The 17520-nt window shown below is 74.2% G+C and carries 19 protein-coding genes; 14 read left to right on the plus strand and 5 right to left on the minus strand.

Annotated features, from left to right (window positions below; all coding sequences use genetic code 11):
• The first annotated feature begins 26 nt into the window (after positions 1-26).
• The 6 genes from MNZ27_RS13490 to MNZ27_RS13515 all read left to right on the plus strand — a co-directional run bounded on the left by MNZ27_RS13490 (position 27) and on the right by MNZ27_RS13515 (position 8169).
• The gene (locus MNZ27_RS13490; protein ID WP_242394606.1) at positions 27-1259 is read left to right on the plus strand and encodes an efflux RND transporter periplasmic adaptor subunit; all 1233 of its coding nucleotides are present in this window, start codon (positions 27-29) and stop codon (positions 1257-1259) included.
• A gap of 58 nt (positions 1260-1317) precedes the next feature.
• Positions 1318-4476 (plus strand): efflux RND transporter permease subunit, encoded by a 3159-nt coding sequence (locus tag MNZ27_RS13495; protein WP_242394607.1) that lies wholly within the window; start codon positions 1318-1320, stop codon positions 4474-4476.
• Entirely contained in the window at positions 4469-6100 is a 1632-nt protein-coding gene (locus tag MNZ27_RS13500; RefSeq protein ID WP_277957921.1) for an efflux transporter outer membrane subunit, read from the plus strand. The genes MNZ27_RS13495 and MNZ27_RS13500 overlap by 8 nt, the downstream gene beginning before the upstream one ends.
• A 76-nt stretch (positions 6101-6176) precedes the next feature.
• The gene (locus tag MNZ27_RS13505; protein WP_242394608.1) at positions 6177-6713 is read left to right on the plus strand and encodes a biotin transporter BioY; all 537 of its coding nucleotides are present in this window, start codon (positions 6177-6179) and stop codon (positions 6711-6713) included.
• A complete protein-coding gene (locus tag MNZ27_RS13510) occupies positions 6710-7438 on the plus strand; it encodes an energy-coupling factor ABC transporter ATP-binding protein (protein WP_242394609.1) in 729 nt (242 codons plus the stop codon). Before MNZ27_RS13505 ends, MNZ27_RS13510 begins: the two co-directional genes overlap by 4 nt.
• Complete coding sequence (locus MNZ27_RS13515; RefSeq protein ID WP_242394610.1) at positions 7429-8169, plus strand: hypothetical protein; 741 nt, start codon at positions 7429-7431, stop codon at positions 8167-8169. The genes MNZ27_RS13510 and MNZ27_RS13515 overlap by 10 nt, the downstream gene beginning before the upstream one ends.
• Positions 8170-8542: 373 nt before the next feature.
• On the opposite strand, the gene MNZ27_RS13520 is transcribed toward MNZ27_RS13515, so the two are convergent.
• The 3 genes from MNZ27_RS13520 to metF form a co-directional block, all read right to left on the minus strand.
• A complete protein-coding gene (locus tag MNZ27_RS13520) occupies positions 8543-9061 on the minus strand; it encodes a hypothetical protein (protein WP_242394611.1) in 519 nt (172 codons plus the stop codon).
• A gap of 261 nt (positions 9062-9322) precedes the next feature.
• Entirely contained in the window at positions 9323-9946 is a 624-nt protein-coding gene (locus MNZ27_RS13525; protein ID WP_242394612.1) for a DUF2845 domain-containing protein, read from the minus strand.
• A gap of 100 nt (positions 9947-10046) precedes the next feature.
• Positions 10047-10949, minus strand: a complete 903-nt coding sequence (gene metF / locus MNZ27_RS13530) for a methylenetetrahydrofolate reductase [NAD(P)H] (protein WP_242394613.1) — start codon at positions 10947-10949, stop codon at positions 10047-10049.
• An 85-nt stretch (positions 10950-11034) separates the two neighbouring features.
• Between metF and greB the strand changes: the two genes are divergently transcribed.
• From greB to MNZ27_RS13545, 3 genes are all read left to right on the plus strand, one after another.
• Entirely contained in the window at positions 11035-11517 is a 483-nt protein-coding gene (greB, locus tag MNZ27_RS13535; protein ID WP_242394614.1) for a transcription elongation factor GreB, read from the plus strand.
• The gene (locus MNZ27_RS13540; protein ID WP_242394615.1) at positions 11514-12020 is read left to right on the plus strand and encodes a hypothetical protein; all 507 of its coding nucleotides are present in this window, start codon (positions 11514-11516) and stop codon (positions 12018-12020) included. Before greB ends, MNZ27_RS13540 begins: the two co-directional genes overlap by 4 nt.
• Before the next feature lie 147 nt (positions 12021-12167).
• Complete coding sequence (locus MNZ27_RS13545; RefSeq protein WP_242394616.1) at positions 12168-12461, plus strand: YtxH domain-containing protein; 294 nt, start codon at positions 12168-12170, stop codon at positions 12459-12461.
• Between the two features lie 63 nt (positions 12462-12524).
• Here the strand turns inward: MNZ27_RS13545 and yihA are convergent, their stop codons facing one another.
• Together yihA and MNZ27_RS13555 are read right to left on the minus strand one after the other, a co-directional pair.
• Complete coding sequence (gene yihA, locus MNZ27_RS13550) at positions 12525-13169, minus strand: ribosome biogenesis GTP-binding protein YihA/YsxC (RefSeq protein ID WP_242394617.1); 645 nt, start codon at positions 13167-13169, stop codon at positions 12525-12527.
• Between the two features lie 7 nt (positions 13170-13176).
• Positions 13177-13698 carry a cytochrome c family protein gene (locus tag MNZ27_RS13555; RefSeq protein WP_242394618.1) on the minus strand — a complete coding sequence of 174 codons (522 nt, stop codon included), beginning with the start codon at positions 13696-13698 and terminating at the stop codon, positions 13177-13179.
• Between the two features lie 22 nt (positions 13699-13720).
• Here MNZ27_RS13555 and MNZ27_RS13560 point away from each other — a divergent pair, with 22 nt between their 5' ends.
• The 5 genes from MNZ27_RS13560 (at position 13721) to MNZ27_RS13580 (ending at position 17000) form a co-directional block, all read left to right on the plus strand.
• On the plus strand, positions 13721-14227 hold the full coding sequence (locus tag MNZ27_RS13560; RefSeq protein ID WP_242394619.1) for a hypothetical protein: 507 nt from the start codon (positions 13721-13723) through the stop codon (positions 14225-14227).
• 5 nt (positions 14228-14232) lie between these two features.
• Complete coding sequence (gene coaE / locus MNZ27_RS13565) at positions 14233-14868, plus strand: dephospho-CoA kinase (protein WP_242394620.1); 636 nt, start codon at positions 14233-14235, stop codon at positions 14866-14868.
• Between the two features lie 7 nt (positions 14869-14875).
• Positions 14876-16021 (plus strand): SDR family oxidoreductase, encoded by a 1146-nt coding sequence (locus MNZ27_RS13570; RefSeq protein ID WP_242394621.1) that lies wholly within the window; start codon positions 14876-14878, stop codon positions 16019-16021.
• A 93-nt stretch (positions 16022-16114) separates the two neighbouring features.
• Positions 16115-16522, plus strand: coding sequence for a MaoC family dehydratase (locus MNZ27_RS13575; RefSeq protein WP_242394622.1), 408 nt, complete (start codon positions 16115-16117; stop codon positions 16520-16522).
• 1 nt (position 16523) lies between these two features.
• Complete coding sequence (locus MNZ27_RS13580) at positions 16524-17000, plus strand: FAS1-like dehydratase domain-containing protein (RefSeq protein WP_242394623.1); 477 nt, start codon at positions 16524-16526, stop codon at positions 16998-17000.
• Positions 17001-17520 lie beyond the last annotated feature (520 nt).

Genomic DNA, 17520 nt, shown 5'->3' on the forward strand with positions numbered 1-17520 from the left:
CGCTACCCGCGAAGGATATCGAAGCGATGACCCTGCACGCCCGGATCTTCCCCACCGCCATTCGCGGAGCTGCTCCGCTCCTGCGGCGTCCCCTGCGCGCCGCCGGCGTGGCGATCGCCGGCCTCGCGCTCGTCCTCTCGGGCTGCCGGAAGCAGCCCCCCGCGCCGCCCCGCGGACCGGCCGAGGTGGGGGTCATCACCATCGCGCCGTCCTCCGTCACCCTCACCCAGGAGCTGCCGGGCCGCACCTCCGCCTTCCGCGTCGCCGAGGTCCGCGCGCGGGTGAACGGGATCGTCGTGAAGCGGCTCTTCACCGAAGGGTCCGACGTCCGCGAGGGGCAGCCGCTCTTCCGCATCGACCCGGCGCCCTACCAGGCGGCCCTCGACAGCGCCCGCGCCCAGCTCGCCCGCGCCGAGGCGCGGCTCGTCTCCGCGCGCCTCCAGGCGGAGCGCTACACCGAGCTCGTCGCCTCCAACGCGGTGAGCAAGCAGGAGCACGACGACGCGATCGCCGCGCTCAAGACGGCCGAGGCCGACGTCGCCGCCGGGCGCGCCGCCGTGCAGACCGCCCAGATCAACGTGGGGTACACCCTGGTCACCGCTCCGGTGTCGGGCCGCATCGGCCGCTCCGCCGTCACCGAGGGCGCCTACGCGCAGGCGGGCCAGGCGACCCTCCTCGCCACCGTCCAGCAGCTCGATCCGGTCTACGTGGACGTCACCCAGTCGAGCGCCGAGCTGCTCCGCCTCCGCCGCGACCTCGAGAGCGGCAAGCTCCAGAGCGCCGGCCAGGGCAAGGCGAAGGTGGACCTCCTCCTCGAGGACGGGCGCGAGTACGGCCTCTCCGGCGCGCTGCAGTTCGCCGACGTGACCGTGGACCCGGGCACCGGCTCGATCACCCTCCGCGCCCTGTTCCCGAACCCCCGCGCCGAGCTGCTGCCGGGGATGTACGTGCGGGCCCGCCTCCCCCAGGGCGTGGATCCGCAGGCGCTGCTCGTCCCGCAGCGCGCCGTCACCCGCAACAACAAGGGCGAGCCGACCGCGCTCGTCGTGAACGGCGGCAAGGCGGAGCTCCGGCTCCTCACCACCGACCGGACCGTCGGAGACGCGTGGCTGGTCAAGGCCGGCCTGAAGCCCGGCGATCAGGTGATCGTCGAGGGGCTCCAGAAGGTGCGCCCCGGCGCTCCCGTGAAGGCCATCCCCGCGTCCAGCGAGAAGCAGGCCGCCGCCGAGCCGGCGCCCGGCGGCCAGACCGCCCGCTGACGCGCGGGCCTCGCCGAGCCCCCAGCCTCACCCCCCTCTTCGAGCTCCAGGAGTCGCCGTGGCACGTTTCTTCATCGATCGGCCCATCTTCGCGTGGGTCGTCTCAATCATGATCATGCTGACCGGCGGGCTCGCCATCCTGAGCCTGCCGGTCTCGCAGTACCCCGCCATCGCGCCGCCGATCGTCTCGGTGTACGCGACGTACCCGGGCGCCTCCGCCCAGACCCTGGAGAACACGGTCACCCAGGTCATCGAGCAGAAGATGACCGGGCTCGATCACCTCCGGTACATGTCGGCCTCGAGCGACAACTCGGGGACCGCGACCGTCACCCTCACCTTCGACGCCGACGCGAACCCCGACATCGCGCAGGTGCAGGTGCAGAACAAGCTGCAGAACGCGATGCCGCTCCTCCCGCAGGAGGTGCAGCGGCAGGGCGTCCGGGTGGTGAAGACCGTCAACAACTACCTGCTCATCGCCGGCCTCATCTCCGAGGACGGCAGCATGACGCGCGACGACCTCAACGACTACGCGTTCTCGAACCTCGTCGATCAGATCAGCCGCGTCCCCGGCGTGGGCGAGGTGACGGCGTTCGGCACCCAGTACGCGATGCGGATCTGGCTCGACGCCGACAAGCTCGCGAGCCACAACCTCACCCCGGTCGACGTCACCCAGGCCATCCAGGCGCAGAACGCCCAGGTGTCGGCCGGCTCCCTCGGCGCCGCCCCGGCCGTCCGCGGCCAGGAGCTGAACGCCACCGTCACGGCGCAGACCCGGCTGCAGACGCCCGCGCAGTTCCTCCAGATCCTGCTCCGGGTGAACCCCGACGGCTCGGAGGTGCGCCTCGGCGACGTGGCCACCGTCCAGCTCGGCGGCGAGATGTACGAGATCGAGAGCTACTACAACGGCAAGCCCGCCGGCGGCATGGGCGTGAAGCTCGCGTCCGGCGCGAACGCGCTCCAGACGGCGAACCTGGTCCGCGCGCGGCTCGACGAGCTCGCCAAGTTCTTCCCGCCCGGGATGAAGGTCGTCTACCCGGTGGACACGACGCCGTTCGTCCGGATCTCGATCGAGGAGGTGGTGAAGACGCTCCTCGAGGCGATCGTGCTCGTCTTCGCCGTGATGTACCTGTTCCTCCAGAACTTCCGGGCCACCCTCATCCCCACCATCGCCGTCCCGGTGGTGCTCCTGGGCACCTTCGGCGTCCTCTCGGCGTTCGGCTTCAGCATCAACACCCTCACCATGTTCGGCCTGGTGCTCGCCATCGGCCTGCTGGTGGACGACGCCATCGTCGTGGTCGAGAACGTCGAGCGCGTCATGAGCGAGGAGGGGCTCCCGCCGCGCGAGGCGACGCGCAAGTCGATGGGGCAGATCACCGGCGCCCTCGTCGGCATCGCCCTCGTGCTCTCGGCGGTGTTCGTGCCGATGGCGTTCTTCGGCGGGTCGGTGGGCGTCATCTACCGGCAGTTCTCCATCACGCTCGTCTCGGCGATGGCGCTCTCGGTCGTGGTCGCGCTCACCCTGACGCCCGCGCTGTGCGCCACCCTGCTCAAGCCCGTCGAGAAGGGGCACCACGCCTCGAAGCGCGGCTTCTTCGGCCTGTTCAACCGTCTGTACGACCAGGGCAGCGGGGTGTACGAGAAGACGGTCGGGTGGGTGCTCCGCCGCGCCGGCCGCGCGATGATCGTCTACCTCGTCCTGCTGGTCGGGCTCGGCGCGCTGTTCTCGCGGCTGCCGAGCGGCTTCCTCCCGCTCGAGGACCAGGGCCAGATCCTCAACCAGATCCTGCTCCCCCCCGGCGCGACCATGGACCGGACCCGCGCCGTCCTGAACCAGGTCTCGCGCCACTACCTCGAGGACGAGAAGGACGCGGTCGAGGGCGTGATGAGCATCGTCGGCTTCAGCTTCGCCGGCCGCGGCCAGAACTCCGGCGTCGCCTTCGTCCGGCTGAAGGACTGGGACGAGCGCGGGGACAAGCGGCTGCACGCCCCCGCCGTCGCGGCGCGCGCGATGCGCGCGTTCTCCCAGATCAAGGACGCGATGGTGTTCGCCTTCGTGCCGCCCGCCGTGCCCGAGCTCGGCAACGCGACCGGCTTCGAGCTGCAGCTGCAGGACCGCGGCAACGTCGGCCACGAGGCCCTCATGGCGGCGCGCAACCAGCTCCTCGGGATGGCCGCCCAGGATCCCGCGCTCGCGAAGGTCCGCCCCTCCGGGCTCGACGACACGCCGCAGTACCGCATCGACGTGGACCAGGCGAAGGCCTCCGCGCTCGGCGTCTCCCTCTCGGACGTGAACGCCACCATCTCGTCCACGCTGGGCACCGCCTACGTCAACGACTTCATCGACAAGGGGCGCACGAAGCGCGTGTACATGCAGGCCGACGCGCCGTTCCGCATGAAGCCGGAGGACCTGAACCGCTGGTACGTCCGCAACCGCGCCGGCCAGATGGTGCCCTTCTCGGCGTTCACCAAGGGCGCGTGGACCCAGGGCCCGACCAAGCTCGACCGGTTCAACGGCTTCCCGTCCATGGTCATCCAGGGCGAGCCCGCCCCGGGCAAGAGCTCCGGCGAGGCGATGACGGCCATGGAGCGGCTCGTCAAGGAGCTGCCCCCCGGCGTCGGCCTCGAGTGGTCGGGGCTCTCCTACGAGGAGCGGCTCTCCGGCGCGAACGCCCCCGCCCTCTACGCCATCTCGCTGCTGGTGGTGTTCCTCGCCCTGGCCGCCCTCTACGAGAGCTGGTCCATCCCGGTCTCCGTGATGCTGGTCGTGCCGCTCGGCGTCATCGGCGCGGTGACGGCCACGCTCCTCGGCGGCCTCGAGGCCGACGTGTACTTCCAGGTCGGCCTCCTCACCACGATCGGCCTCTCGGCCAAGAACGCGATCCTCATCGTCGAGTTCGCGAAGGCGCAGCACGAGCACGGCGCGAGCCTGTTCGACGCGGCGGTGCAAGCCGCGAGCATGCGCCTCCGCCCCATCATCATGACCTCCCTCGCCTTCATCCTCGGAGTCCTCCCCCTGGCCCTCGCGAACGGCGCCGGCGCGGCCAGCCAGAACGCCATCGGCATCGCCGTGATCGGCGGCATGCTCTCCGCGACGTTCCTCGCGATCCTGCTCGTCCCCGTGTTCTTCGTCCGGATCGCCCGCGGCCGGAGGCAGCCGCCCGCCGACGTCGTCGCCGGCGACGAAGAGGACGCCACGAAGGAGGCCGCCAATGCGTAGCCGCGTGCTCCCGGCCCTCGCCGCGCTCTCCTCCGTCCTCGTCGCGGGCTGCACGCTGGCGCCGCGGTACCAGCGCCCCGCCGCGCCGGTCCAGGCCGACTGGCCGGCGGTCACCCCGCCCGCGACGACCGCGCCCGGCGGCGCCGCCGCCCCCTCCTCGTCCGTCCCCGCGAGCGAGCTGGGCTGGCGCGACGTCTTCGGCGACCCGCGCCTCCAGGCGCTCGTCGCGCTCGCGCTCCGCGAGAACCGCGATCTGCGGGTCGCGGCGCTCAACGTGCAGCTCGCGCAGGCGCAGTACGCGATCCAGCGCTCGGCCCTCCTCCCCACGGTGGAGGCCAGCGCCAGCGCCACCCGCTCGCGCACCCCCGCCGACCTCAGCCTCACCGGCTCGCCCACCACGGGCACCGTCTACACGGTGGGTGTCGGCCTGGCCTCCTACGAGCTCGACCTGTTCGGCCGGGTCCGCAGCCTGAAGGACCAGGCCCTCGAGCAGTACCTCGCGACCGAGGAGGCGCACCGGAGCGCGCACCTCGCGCTGATCGCGGAGGTGGCCACCCAGTACCTCGCCACCCGCGCCCTCGACGACCAGGTCACGCTCGCCCGCCAGACGCTCGCGACGGTGCAGGAGTCCCTCGAGCTCGCGAAGCGCACCTTCGCCGCGGGCAAGACGTCCGAGCTCGACCTCCGCACCGCGGAGGCGCAGGTCGAGACGGCGCTCTTCAACCTGTCGGCGGTCCAGCAGCAGCGCGCGCAGGCGGAGAACGCCCTGGTCCTCCTCGTCGGCGGGCCGATCCCGTCGGACCTCCCGGCCCCCATGCCGCTCGACGCGCAGCCGGTCGTCGCGGAGCTCCCGCCGGGGCTCCCCTCCGACCTCCTCCAGCGCCGGCCGGACATCCTCGCCGCCGAGCACGCGCTCCGCGGCGCGAACGCCAGCATCGGCGCCGCCCGGGCCGCGTTCTTCCCCTCCATCTCGCTGACCGCCTTCGGCGGGACCTCCAGCACCGAGCTCTCCCACCTGTTCGGATCGGGCTCCGGGATGTGGTCGTTCGCGCCGCGGATCGACCTGCCGATCTTCACCGGCGGCCGCAACAAGGCGAACCTGGACGCGGCCCGCGTCCGGAAGTCCATCGAGGTGGCGAGCTACGAGAAGACGATCCAGGTCGCGTTCCGCGAGGTCGCCGACGGCCTCGAGGCGCGGGCGCGCCTCGAGGAGCAGCTCGACTTCCAGTCGAAGCGGGTCGAGGCGGAGCAGCGGCGCTACGACATCTCCGAGCTGCGCTACCGCAAGGGCGTGGACAGCTACCTGAACGTCCTCACCGCCCAGCGCGACCTCTACGGCGCGCAGCAGCAGCTCATCCAGACCCGGCTCGCCCGGCTCGGGAACGCGATCGAGCTCTACCGGGCGCTCGGCGGCGGCTGGCTCGAGAAGGGGACCGCGAGCCCGGCCCGCTCCGACGCCCCGGCCGCGACGCCGGCCCGCGCCAGCGCCACGCCCGCCAGCGCGCCTGCGGCGTCCGCGCCCGCGTCCAGCGCCGCGCCCGCCATCACGGCCGAGCCCGCGACCGTGCCAGCGGCTGCGCCCGCCACCACCGCCGCCCCGGCCACCGAGCCCGCGACGCGGTGACGGATCGCGCCGTGTCCAGCACCGTGGGGCGGGGCGCGCGCGCGCGCCGCCCCCCCTGCGCGGCCAGCGGGTGGCGATGGCCCGCGCGCCCCCCCACCGGCGGGTCTGGACAGCGCTCCTCGGCGCCTGCATCGCCATCGGCGCCTGGCTGCAGCTCCCGATCGGACCGGTCCCGTTCACGCTGCAGCCGATCTTCGTCTTCCTCGCCGGCTACCTCCTCGGCCCGCTCGGCGGCCCGGCGGCGGTCCTCCTGTACGTCGCCGCCGGGGTCCTCGGCCTCCCGGTCTTCGCCGGCGGCGCCTCCGGGATCGGGGTGCTGTTCGGCCCGACCGGCGGGTATCTCGTCGGCTTCGTCCTCGGGGCGGGCGTGACCGGGCTCGCGGCGCGCCCGGGCCGTCCGCTGGGCTGGCCCGGCGGGATCGCGGCCGGCGCGGCCGCCCTCGCGGTGGCGTACGCGGCGGGTGCGCTGCAGCTCCGTGCGGTCCTCGGCCTCTCCTGGCGCGCCGCGCTGGTGCTCGGCGTCCTGCCCTTCGTGCTCCAGGACGCGGTGAAGGTCGCCCTCGCGATCGCGGCCGCCCGGTTCCTGTCGTCGCACCGCCTCGCTCCCCGATGATCCGCGCCTCCGAAGTCACGTTCGCGTACCCGGGCGGTCCGTCCGTGCTCGGCCCCGTCTCCTTCGAGATCGCGCCGGGCAGCCTGTGCGGCCTCGTCGGCGCCAACGGGTCCGGCAAGTCCACGCTGCTCGCGCTGCTGGCCGGCCTGTTCGTCCCCTCCACCGGGACGCTCACCGTGAACGGCCGTCCTTCGCCGGGCGACGTGCAGGGCGTCCGCGCGGCGGTCGCCCTCGTCCTCCAGGATCCCGACCAGCAGATCGTCGGCGCGACGGTCGGCGAGGACCTGCTCCTCGGCCTCACGCCCCGCGATCCCGCGCAGGCGGAGCGCGCCCTCGCGCTCGCGGCCCGGTTCGGCCTGGGCGATCCCACGGCGCCGGTGCAGACGCTCTCGCTCGGCGGGCGGCGGAAGCTCTGCATCGCGACCGCGCTGCGCGACGCGCCGGAGGTCCTGGTGCTGGACGAGCCGTTCGCCGGGCTCGACTACCCCGCCGGCCGGGAGATGCGCGCGCTCCTCGCCTCGAACCGCGCCGCCGGACGCACGCAGGTGATCGCGTCGCACGACGTCGAGCCGTTCGCCGATCTCGCCGACGCGTGGCTGGTCCTCGAGGCCGGGCGCGTGGTGCTGCGCGGCGCGACCGACGCGGTGTTCCGGGAGCTGCGGGCGCACGGCGTCCGCCCGCCGACCGCCTGGCGCCCCGGTGAACCGGTCCCGGCATGGGAGTGACCCGTGTTGCCCTCGCCCGTCACGCCCCGGCGAGGGGCGCGCTCGGCGCCGTGGACGGGCGGGTCGTGCTCGCCCTCTCGCTCCTCCTCGGGGTCCTGGTCTGGCGCGGCGGCGTCGCGGGCGCGGCCGCGGACGCCGTGCTGTGCGGGGCCATCGTCGCCTCGGCCGGCGCGGGTCCGGGCGGCGCGCTGAAGGTCACGGCGCGGCACGCCGCCCTCGCCCTCGTCTGGGGCGCCGTGAAGCTGGGGACCGCGCTCGCCGCGGGCGCGACCGCACGAGCGGCGCTCGAGGGCGCGGGTGCCCTCGCGGTCCGCCTCGTCGCGTTGCTGCTGATGGGATCGGCGGTGACCGCGCTCCTCACCCCGCGGGCCCTGGGGCTCGCGGCCGCGAGCCTCGCGCGCCCGGTGCTCGGCCGCCGCGCCTGGGTGGTCGCGCTGGCGCTCTCGCTCATGATCCACTCCGTGCCACGCGCGCTGGCGAGCTTCGAGGACGCCCGCGCGGCGCTGCGCCTGCGGCGGGTGCGGGTCTCCCGGCTCCGCGCCGCCCTCCTCGTCGTGCAGGCCGGCCTCCGGCGCCTCGCGGTCGGGACCTGGGATCAGAGCCTCGCGATCGCGGCCCGGCGCCTGGATCGGCCGGAGGCCTGGGTCGCGGGCGGGCCACCACGGGCGCGGGACGTCGCCGTCGGGGCGGTGATCGCGACCGTCGCGATCGCCCTCGCCGGCGTTCGATGACGGGTCACGGAGGGTGCGCTCTATCGCGCACGCCGTCGAAGGAGGATACTCTACGGTCGATGCCGGGATCGCCGCACCCGCTCCGCGATGCCTTGCTCCTCGCGACCTACGTCGTGATCGGCGCGATCGCGTTCATCGCGTTCCTCCTGCTCGTGCTCCCGAGGCCGTAGCGGTCAAGGCCCGTCGAACAATCGACGGGCCTTGACCAGCCAGGAGGGGGGGGGGGGGGGCCCCCCCCCCCCCCCGCGGGGGGGGGGGGGGGGCGGGGGGTCGCCCGCCCCTCGCGCCCGAAGTGAATTCGGGCGCTTCACCCCACCCGCCGCCCCGCTCACGCGGGTCGGCCTGAGAGCTCGTCGAATTCTTCGACAAGCTCTCAGCGATGACGCTCCGGCCACACCGGCGCGCTCGACGCGTCGATGCGCCACCGGAGCAGCACCTGGGCGTGCCCCCACCCGGCGCGCCCGGCGTTCGGGCCGTCGAAGCTCGGCGGCGAGTAGTCGAGGCGCAGGCCCGTCGCCGCGAGGAACCAGAAGAAGCTGGCGAACGGCTCCAGGTGCGCGCGGTCGAGCAGCTTCACCGCGAGCTCCGTCCGCCGGCCCACGATCGTGACGCGGGGGTCGTACCCGGGGACCGCCACGCGCGGCTGGCAGAGATCCGCCACGCAGGCCGGCGGGGGCGCCACGCCTCCGCTGCGCGTGTACGCGGCGTCGACCCGCGGACTGCCGAGGAACCGCGGCACGTGCACCGCGAGCCTGGGGTCCGCCGGGGGAAGCGCCGCCTCCTCCGCCGGCGCGCGCGCGGCTACATCGCCGCCCACCGGCGGCGCAGCCACGTCGCCGCCCGGCGGAGGCGCAGTGATGAGGAGCGACGCGATCGTGATCCAGCCCGCCACAGGCTCGAACGGTAAGGACGACCGGGGCGCGCGCCCACGCCCCCGCGCTCGCGAGCGCGGCCGCCCGTCGCGCGCGCCCCCGCCCCCCCCCCCCGCCCCCCCCCCCCCCCCCCCCCCCCCCCCCCGCCCCCGACCGTCCGAGCGCGGCCGACCGTCCGAGCGGCGCGCGTCGCGTCCGTGTCCCGGGCCGGCGGCGGGCGTACCCTGGCGCCCCGCCGGCGCGGGCGCGCGAGCGGGGGGCGAGCGCTCGACGGGACGCGATCAGCGCGCGTGACCGTATCCGCCGCGGTCCACGGAGACGACGCGCCCATCCTCGAGCGTGACGATCGAGACGAACCGCTGCGGCCCCGGATCGTACGTCCAGACCTCCACCTCCACCGAGACGAAGGCGGTGGCCCCGCCGCCCGCAGGGACCGGCCGCTGCTCCCGGCGCGTGTGTCTCGTCGCCGGCTCGCCGCAGCGTGCGAGCAGGTCGAGCTTCACGTCGCCCGGCCGGACGCGTGAGGTGTCGCACTGCGCAGGCGACCCGCGCGCGGGCTGGACGCGGCCGTAGCCGTAGCCGCCCCGCTCGATGAGCGTGATCCTCCCCGCCTCGAGCGTGACCAGCGCGAGGAACCGGTTCGGGCCGAAGTCGTAGGTCCACTGCTCCACGACGGCGCTCGCGCCACCGCCGGTGATCGCCCCGGCCCCGGCCGCGACCACGACGGTCGAGGCGTCGCGCGCGTCGCGCAGCGCGGGCTCGCCGCACTTCGCGCGGAGGTCCAGCTCGAGGTCGCCGACCGCGACCCGACCGCCGTCGCACACGACGGACGACTCCGAGGCGTCGGCGGACGCGGCGAGGGCGAGCGCGGAGAGCGCGGCGAGGCGGCGGACGAGACGGCGCATCGATCCTCCGTGGGCAGGCGACCGCTCGACGCTAGCACGGACTTCACCACGAGGCGAGCGTTCGCGCGCCGCGCGCGGGTTGCCCCGCGAGGCGGGCGCGTCAGCCGCGCCAGGGCTCGCTGGCGCGCAGCGCGGCGACGATGGCGCGCGTCGCGGGCGAGCGGTTCAGCGTGTAGAAGTGCACGCCCGGCACGCCGCGCCGGAGGAGATCCGCGCACTGCAGCGTCGCGTACGCCACCCCGAGCACGTGCGCTGCGTCCGCGTCGGTGCGGCGGACCTCCATCGCCGCGCGGAGCAGCGGCGGGATGGTGGCGCCGCACATCGCCGTGAAGCGCTCGACCTGCTCGACGTTGGTGAAGGGCATGATGCCCGGGAGCACCGGGACCGTGATCCCGGCGGCGCGGGCGCGCTCGACGAACCGGAAGTAGTGGGCGTTGTCGAAGAAGAGCTGGGTGACGAGGAAGTCGGCGCCCGCGTCCACCTTGGCCTTGAGGTTCCGGACGTCCTGGGAGAGGTCGCGGGTCTCGGGGTGGCCCTCCGGGTAGGCGGCGCCGCCGATGCAGAACTTCCAGCGCTGCGGCTGCGAGCGGATGAACGCGACGAGCTCGCTCGCGTAGCGGAAGCCCTCGGGGTGCGGGGTGAACCCGGGCTGGCCGCGCGGCGGATCCCCGCGCAGCGCGAGCACGTTCTGCACCCCCGCCTCGGCCACCTCGTCGAGCACCGCCGCGATCTCGTCCCGGGACGCTCCCACGCAGGTGACGTGGGCCATCGCCTCGACCTCGCTCTCGCGCTTGAGGCGCTTCACGAGCTCGACGGTCATCGCGCGGGTGGACCCGCCGGCGCCGTAGGTGACGGAGACGTAGGCGGGCCCGAGGGGGCGCAGCGCCTCCACGGTCTCGAAGAGCGCGCGCTCCCCGTCCGCCGTCTTGGGCGGGAAGAACTCGAAGGAGAAGATGGGCTCGCCCCGCTCGCGGGCGAAGCGCAGGAGGTCGACGATGCGCACGACCTGCGAGACTACCCTCTCCCCCGCCACCCGCGCCACTCCCGCGGCGGTTGACACCGGCGCGGCTCCGATGAATCACTGGGCCATGCCGAGGCCGCCTCGCTACATCACCCCGGAGGGATACCGCCGGATCGCCGCCGAGCACGACCGGATCTGGACGGTGGAGCGTCCCCGCGTCGTCGCCGAGGTGGAGGCCGCCGCCGCCCTCGGGGACCGGAGCGAGAACGCCGAGTACATCTACGGCAAGAAGAAGCTCCGCGAGCTCGACCGGCGCCTCCGCTTCCTCGCGCAGCGGATGGACTCCCTCACGGTCGTCGAGCCGAAGCCCCACCCGACCGGCCGCGCCTTCTTCGGCGCGTGGGTGACGGTCGAGGACGAGGACGGCGAGGAGCGCACCTACCGCCTCGTCGGCCCGGACGAGTTCGACGTGGGGCGGGGGCTCATCAGCGTGGACGCGCCGCTCGGGCGGGCCCTCCTCGGCAAGCGCCCCGGTGACGAGGTGACGGTCCAGCGTCCGGCCGGCGAGACGGAGCTCACCGTCGTGGAGATCGGCTGGGAGCGGCCGTGACGGTGGCGGATCGGGCGGCGGTCCTTGCGCGCCTGGAGCGCTTCGCGCGCGAGCACCCGGGCTCGATCCTGTTCGACGGCGAGCTGCTCCTCGACGTCGCCTCGGGGAAGACGCTGCCGCTCGACGTGGGGAAGATCTCGCGGCTCGAGGAGCGGCGCGATCGGCAGTCGGGCCGCCCCTATCTCGCCCTCGGCCGCGAGGACGGCGGCGAGCTCGCGCTCGCCGACCAGGGGATCGTCTTTCCCCCCGTCACCACCGGCACGGGGCCGATCGACGGCCTGCCGGACGCCGTCAGCCTGCGGGATCTGGCGGGCGCCGAGGCGCGCCTCGAGCACTTCCTCGTGGCCCACCCCGGCGAGCCGGCGGACCGGACCCACGTGTCGCTGTTCCTCCTGTGCCTCGCGATCGTGGACGGAGCCCGCGCGGCGGGCTTCGACGTCTCGCGCGAGGAGCGCCGCCTCGAGGCGATGCTGAACGATCTCGAGGCGCGCCGGCGCGGCTGAGCCGGCCCGCCGGCCTCGCGGCCGCCCGCTCCGCGTCTCCCGGGTCCCCGCGATCGCCGCGCCGGGCCGCCCGCCGGGGACTCGATCAAGCCCCGGCTGATGCGCAGCGTGACGCCTGGCGCGAGATCGCGACCGGGCGGAGGGGACATGGCGATGGGCTGGAAGGGGATGCGGAGGCTGCTGGATCGCGAGGAGCTGCTGCGCCGAGTGGGGCTCGAGACGCACACACCGACGAGCGACTTCTTCACGGGGCTCGGCTTGTTCTCGGTCGGCGTCCTCGTCGGCGCCGGCCTCGGCCTGCTCTTCGCGCCGAAGCGGGGCGAGGACATGCGCGCGATGATGACCGAGGCGTGGCGGAACCGCGTCGGCCGCGGCGGCGCGCCCGAGTACCGGACGATGGGCGGCGAAGCGTCCGTGCAGGCGTCCTCGACCGAGCACTGAAGCCGCACCACGGCGCGGGCGAGGGGCCGGACGTCCGCCGGCCTCCCTCGCCTGCCACGGCGCTCATTCACGCCGTGGAGCGGCGTCCGGCTCCTCGGCGGCGAGGGCCGCCAGGCGCGCCCAGAGCGCGTCCCCACCGGTGCCCTCCATCGCCGAGAAGGGGACCGCCTCGCCCCGCGGGATCCCGAGGGCCCGCTCGACGGCCTGGAGGGCGGCAGCCCGGCGAGCCTTCGGCAGCTTGTCCATCTTGGTCGCCGCCACGACGAGGCGGCGGCCGGCCGCCTGGAGGAAGGCCGCCGCGTCCTCGTCGCCCTCGGTCGGCGGGTGGCGCGCGTCCACGATCAGGACGACGGCGCGCAGCACGTCGCGCTCGCGCAGGTAGCCCTCGATCATCGCGGCCCAGCGATCGCGCTCGGCCTTCGCCACCTTGGCGTACCCGTAGCCGGGCAGGTCGCACAGCCGGAGCGGGCGGGGCCGCGCCGCGGGGGTGGGCCTGAACGAGACGTCGAAGAACTGGAGCGCCCGCGTCCGGCCGGGGGTCGCGGATACGCGGGCGAGCCCCTTGCGACGCGTGAGCGCGTTGAGCATCGACGACTTGCCCACGTTCGAGCGGCCCACGAACGCCACCTCGGGCACGGGGCCGCGCGGCCACTCGTCGGGGCGAGTCGCGGTCTTGTGGAATTCGGCGGAGACGACCTGGATCGGCAAGGGGCTCCTATCGCTCGCCCGTCGGGCGGGTGGGACGCGTGGATCCGGCGGGCCGCGCCGGCGGCGCCGTCCGGGTGGGCTTCGTGGGGGCCGGCTCCCGGCCGTGCGCGACGAGCCGCCGCTTCCGCGCGTAGTCGAACCGCTCGAGGCTCGGCGTGGTGTCGGTGTGGCACGCGAGGCAGCCGCGCTCGCCCGGGACGACCAGCCCGACGGCGCGGGCCAGCTCGGGATCGCGCATGACGTACGGCGCCTCGTAAACCCGGCCGCCGCCGTGGCAGGCCTCGCACGAGACGCCGGAGAGCCCGTCGGCGAGATCGGGCGCGTGGCAGGAGAGGCAGCGCGCGTCCTTCCGGCTCCGCTCCGGCAGGCTCTCGAGCGCGCGGGCGTGGGGAGTGGCACGCCACGCGTCATACGCGGAGGGATGACACGCGCGACAGGCCTCCGGCCCCACCTTCCCGTCGAGGGCGCGCGGGGCGACGGGGGCGAGGACGAGGACGGCGGCCAGGGCTCGGACGGACGTTCGGCTCACGGAGGCCGCAGTATAATGTCTCATGCGCCTTCGAACGCTGGCTTTGGTGACGATCTTCGCGATCGCGCCCGTGCGCGGCTCCGCCCGGCCGTGGAAGGGCGTCGCCCCGGGCCGTTCCACCCAGGCCGAGGTGATCGAGCGGTTCGGGGAGCCGAGCACCCGCGCGCGACGAGGCGCGCGGACCGTGCTCGCCTACGCCGGCGAGCAGGCCCTCGAGGGGACGAAACAGGCCCAATTCCACGTGGACGCCGCAGGCACCGTCCAGGAGATCACGGTCTTCGTCAGCGAGCCGCTCGACGGGGCCACCGTCGAGGGGACGTACGGGAAGCCGCCGCAGCGGAGCTTCGTCGAGGACACGTTCCAGAAGGTCTGGCTGTACCCGCAGCAGGGCGTGACCGTGTTCTTCGACAAGGACGGGAACGTCGCCGCGTTCTCCTACACCGCCGGCACGCGCGCGAAGGCGCCGGCGAGCGCCGAGGCGAGGCCGGCCGCGGCCGAGCGGGCGGCGCCCCCGTCCGGCGCCCGGTAGCGGGTATGCGCGTCGTCGGCCTCACCGGCGGCATCGCGTCCGGCAAGAGCACGTTCGCGGCGCTCCTGCGGGAGCGCGGCGTCCCCGTCGTCGACGCGGACGCGCTCGCGCGGCGGGTCGTGCAGCCGGGCTCCCCGGCGCTCGCGCGGATCGCCGCGGAGTTCGGCCCGCGCGTGCTCGCCGCGGACGGCGGCCTCGATCGCAAGCGGCTGGCCGCGCGGGTGTTCGCCGATCCGGCGGCGCGCCGTGCGCTCGAGGCCATCACCCACCCCGCCATCCGCCAGGCCATGCGCGAGGAGACGCGCCGTCTGGCGGCGGCGGGACACGAGCTCGTGCTCTACGACACGCCCCTGCTCTACGAGGTCGGCCTCGACGCCACCCTCGACTGCGTGGTGGTGGTCTGGGCGCCGCGGGAGGTCCAGCGCGAGCGGCTCATGCGCCGCGACGGCCTCGCCCCCGCCGACGCCGACGCGCGCCTCGCGGCCCAGCTTCCGCTCGACGAGAAGGCGGCCCGGGCCGACTTCGTCGTGGAGAACGCGGACGTCCCCGGCGCGCTCGCCGCGAAGGCCGACCGGCTCCTCGCCGATCTCCGCGCGGGCCTCGGGCGGAGGCTTCCCAACGCGCCCCCCGTGCGCTATTGACCCAAAGATGGGGACGAGCGCGAACGGGCGGGTTCACTTCGTCACCGGCTACCCCGGCTTCATCGGGAAGCGGCTCGTGCGGCGGCTGGTGGCGGACGCGGCCCGCGACGGCGGCCGGCTCGTCCTCCTCGTCCAGCAGAAGAACGCCGCCGCCGCGGCGCAGGATCTCCGCACGATCGGCGCGGAGCACGCCGTCCTCGTCGAGGGGGACGTCGAGCGGATGCACCTCGGCCTCGCGGGCAACGAGTGGAAGGCGCTCGCCCGCGACGTCACGGACGTGTGGCACCTGGCCGGCCGGACGGGCCTCGCCGCGAGCCGCGCGGAGCTCCGGCGGGTGAACGTGGAGGGCACGCGGAACGTCGTCGAGCTCGCCGCGGCGGCCCGCCACCTGTCCCGGCTCAACCACTTCTCCACCGCGTTCGTCTCGGGCGATCGGATCGGCGTCATCCTCGAGGACGAGCTGACGATGCGGCAGCGGTTCCACAACGCGTACGAGGAGACGAAGTACCAGGCCGAGCTCCTGGTCCGCCGGGCCCAGGCGGACCTGCCGGCCACCATCTACCGGCCGAGCATCGTGGTCGGCGACTCGCGGACCGGGGAGATCGATCGGTTCGAGGGGCCGTACGCGCTCGCGATCCTGCTCGTCGCCTCGCCGGTCGCGGTCCCGCTCCCCCTCCCCGGCGACGCCCTCGCGCCGCTCAACGTCGTCCCCGTGGACTTCGTGGTGGACGCGACGGTCTCCATCGCCGCGAACCCGGCCGGGGCGGGCCGCACCGTGCACGTGGTCGATCCCTCGCCGCTCTCGGCGCGCCGGGTCTACGAGATGATCGCGGCGCGCGCGGGGAAGAAGCTGCCGTCCGTCTCGGTGCCGGCGCGCGCGCTCCAGGCCCTGCTCCAGCTCCCCTTCCTCGAGCGGCTCTCGCGCGTCCACCGGCCAGCCATCGACTACGTGAACCACCTTGCGATCTACAACTGCCGCAACCTCCTCGACCTGCTGGACGGGACCGGGATCCGGTGCCCCCCCATCACGAGCTACCTGGATCGCCTCGTCGAGTTCGTCGAGGCCACGTTCGCAAAGCGCCGCGAGGCCGAGCTCGCGCAGCTCGCCGGCGACGTCGTGGACCCGCTCGACCCCCTCCCACCGGGAGCGTGACGCTGCGCGTCGGCGCCCCGCGTCGCCCCGCCTCGTCGGGCCCCTGCTCCGGGGCCGGTCTTGTGCTACGTAGGAGCTCGCACAGGGGATCTCATGAAACGGCTCCAGGACTTCACCGCCGGCGACACCTTCGAGTCCGTACGGGAGGTCGATCCGTACCGGCCGATCTACTACGCGGCCGCCTCCGGCGACTTCAACCCCATCCACGTGGACGCGCAGGTCGGCCGCGCGGCGGGCTACTCCGGCGTGATCCTCCAGGGCATGTGCACCTTCTCGTGGCTGTCCGACGCGTGCGTCGCCTACCTGGACGACCCCGCGCGCCTCCGGCGGATCCGGGCGCGCTTCACGAAGCCGGTGCAGGTCGGCGACGTGCTCACCTTCCGCGGCCGCTGCCTGGCGGTCGAGGGGTCGAGCGTGAAGCTCGAGATCTCCGCCACGAACCAGAAGGGCGAGGACGTCTTGAAGGGCGCGGTGGCCGAAGGCCACGTCGCGGAGGGATGACGTGGCGATCGATCACCAGCACCTCGGGCGGCGCTACGGCCCGTACCGGTTCGCGGTCGGGCTCGAGCACGTGAAGGACTTCGTCGCCGCGACCGGCGGCGGCGTCCCCGGCCGCGTCTTCTGCGCGCCGCCCACCGCGTACCACCCGTGGACCTGGGACGAGGCCGCGGCGAGCGCCTCGCCACACGGCGGGATCGTCGCTCCCCCCACCTTCGCCGCGACGTTCGCGATCCAGCCCTTCGCCACCGCCTGCGCGGATCCCGCGCTCGCCGTGAACGTGCTCCGGCTCGTCCACGCCGAGCAGGCGTTCGAGCTCGGCGACCCCATCCGCCCCGGCGATCTCCTCGAGACGACCGGCGAGATCACGCGCATCCAGGAGCGCGGCAACCTCGACTTCCTCGAGGTCACCACCGAGACCCGCAACCAGCGCGGCGCGCTGGTCGTGCGCGGCGTCTGGACGGCGATCATCAGGAACTGATGACGAACCCGAGGGCCCGCGCCGTCAGTTGGTCATGGCGTCTTGCGTCGAGCGTCGCGAGGCTCACGACGCCGTCGCCGAGCGGGGGGCACACGAGGACCGAGCAGCGCAGCCGTGCCCTGGAAGACCGGGGATTCATCAACTCTGCGCTCGAAGAGCAGGGCCGGTCGAATAGGGACCTTGCAGACGAACGCCCCTGAATGACGAGCGGTCTGGGCTCGGGAAGATGGAGAGGCCGGGGCGCCGCAGTGCATGGGAACCCGCCTGCGCAAGATCGGCCTCGAAGAAACCCGCGTTTCACCGATAGCGATACGAGCTTCCGCCGGCACCATGGTTCGAGTAGCCCGACGGCTTCACGATGAGCGTTGGGCCGCAGCCCTTTCGCGGGAACCCCAGTTTCACCATTCGGCGGTTGACGCATTTTCCGGTGGGTGACGCTTCGCGAGCCCGGATCGTCCGAGAAGGCCTCTCTCGCAGCGCTTGGCGGGCACCGTGCGCCGCGAGTCCGCGCGGTCCCGAT

It is taken from the genome of Anaeromyxobacter oryzisoli, from assembly GCF_022690765.1.
Lineage (GTDB): Bacteria > Myxococcota > Myxococcia > Myxococcales > Anaeromyxobacteraceae > Anaeromyxobacter > Anaeromyxobacter oryzisoli.

Coding starts and splice junctions, on each gene's coding strand:
- MNZ27_RS13490 (WP_242394606.1), top strand. CDS start 27: ATGACCCTGCACGCCCGGATCTTCCCCACCGCCATTCGCGGAGCTGCT.
- MNZ27_RS13500 (WP_277957921.1), top strand. CDS start 4,469: ATGCGTAGCCGCGTGCTCCCGGCCCTCGCCGCGCTCTCCTCCGTCCTC.
- MNZ27_RS13505 (WP_242394608.1), top strand. CDS start 6,177: ATGGCCCGCGCGCCCCCCCACCGGCGGGTCTGGACAGCGCTCCTCGGC.
- MNZ27_RS13510 (WP_242394609.1), top strand. CDS start 6,710: ATGATCCGCGCCTCCGAAGTCACGTTCGCGTACCCGGGCGGTCCGTCC.
- MNZ27_RS13515 (WP_242394610.1), top strand. CDS start 7,429: ATGGGAGTGACCCGTGTTGCCCTCGCCCGTCACGCCCCGGCGAGGGGC.
- MNZ27_RS13525 (WP_242394612.1), bottom strand. CDS start 9,946: ATGCGCCGTCTCGTCCGCCGCCTCGCCGCGCTCTCCGCGCTCGCCCTC.
- greB (WP_242394614.1), top strand. CDS start 11,035: ATGCCGAGGCCGCCTCGCTACATCACCCCGGAGGGATACCGCCGGATC.
- MNZ27_RS13545 (WP_242394616.1), top strand. CDS start 12,168: ATGGCGATGGGCTGGAAGGGGATGCGGAGGCTGCTGGATCGCGAGGAG.
- MNZ27_RS13560 (WP_242394619.1), top strand. CDS start 13,721: ATGCGCCTTCGAACGCTGGCTTTGGTGACGATCTTCGCGATCGCGCCC.
- coaE (WP_242394620.1), top strand. CDS start 14,233: ATGCGCGTCGTCGGCCTCACCGGCGGCATCGCGTCCGGCAAGAGCACG.
- MNZ27_RS13570 (WP_242394621.1), top strand. CDS start 14,876: ATGGGGACGAGCGCGAACGGGCGGGTTCACTTCGTCACCGGCTACCCC.
- MNZ27_RS13575 (WP_242394622.1), top strand. CDS start 16,115: ATGAAACGGCTCCAGGACTTCACCGCCGGCGACACCTTCGAGTCCGTA.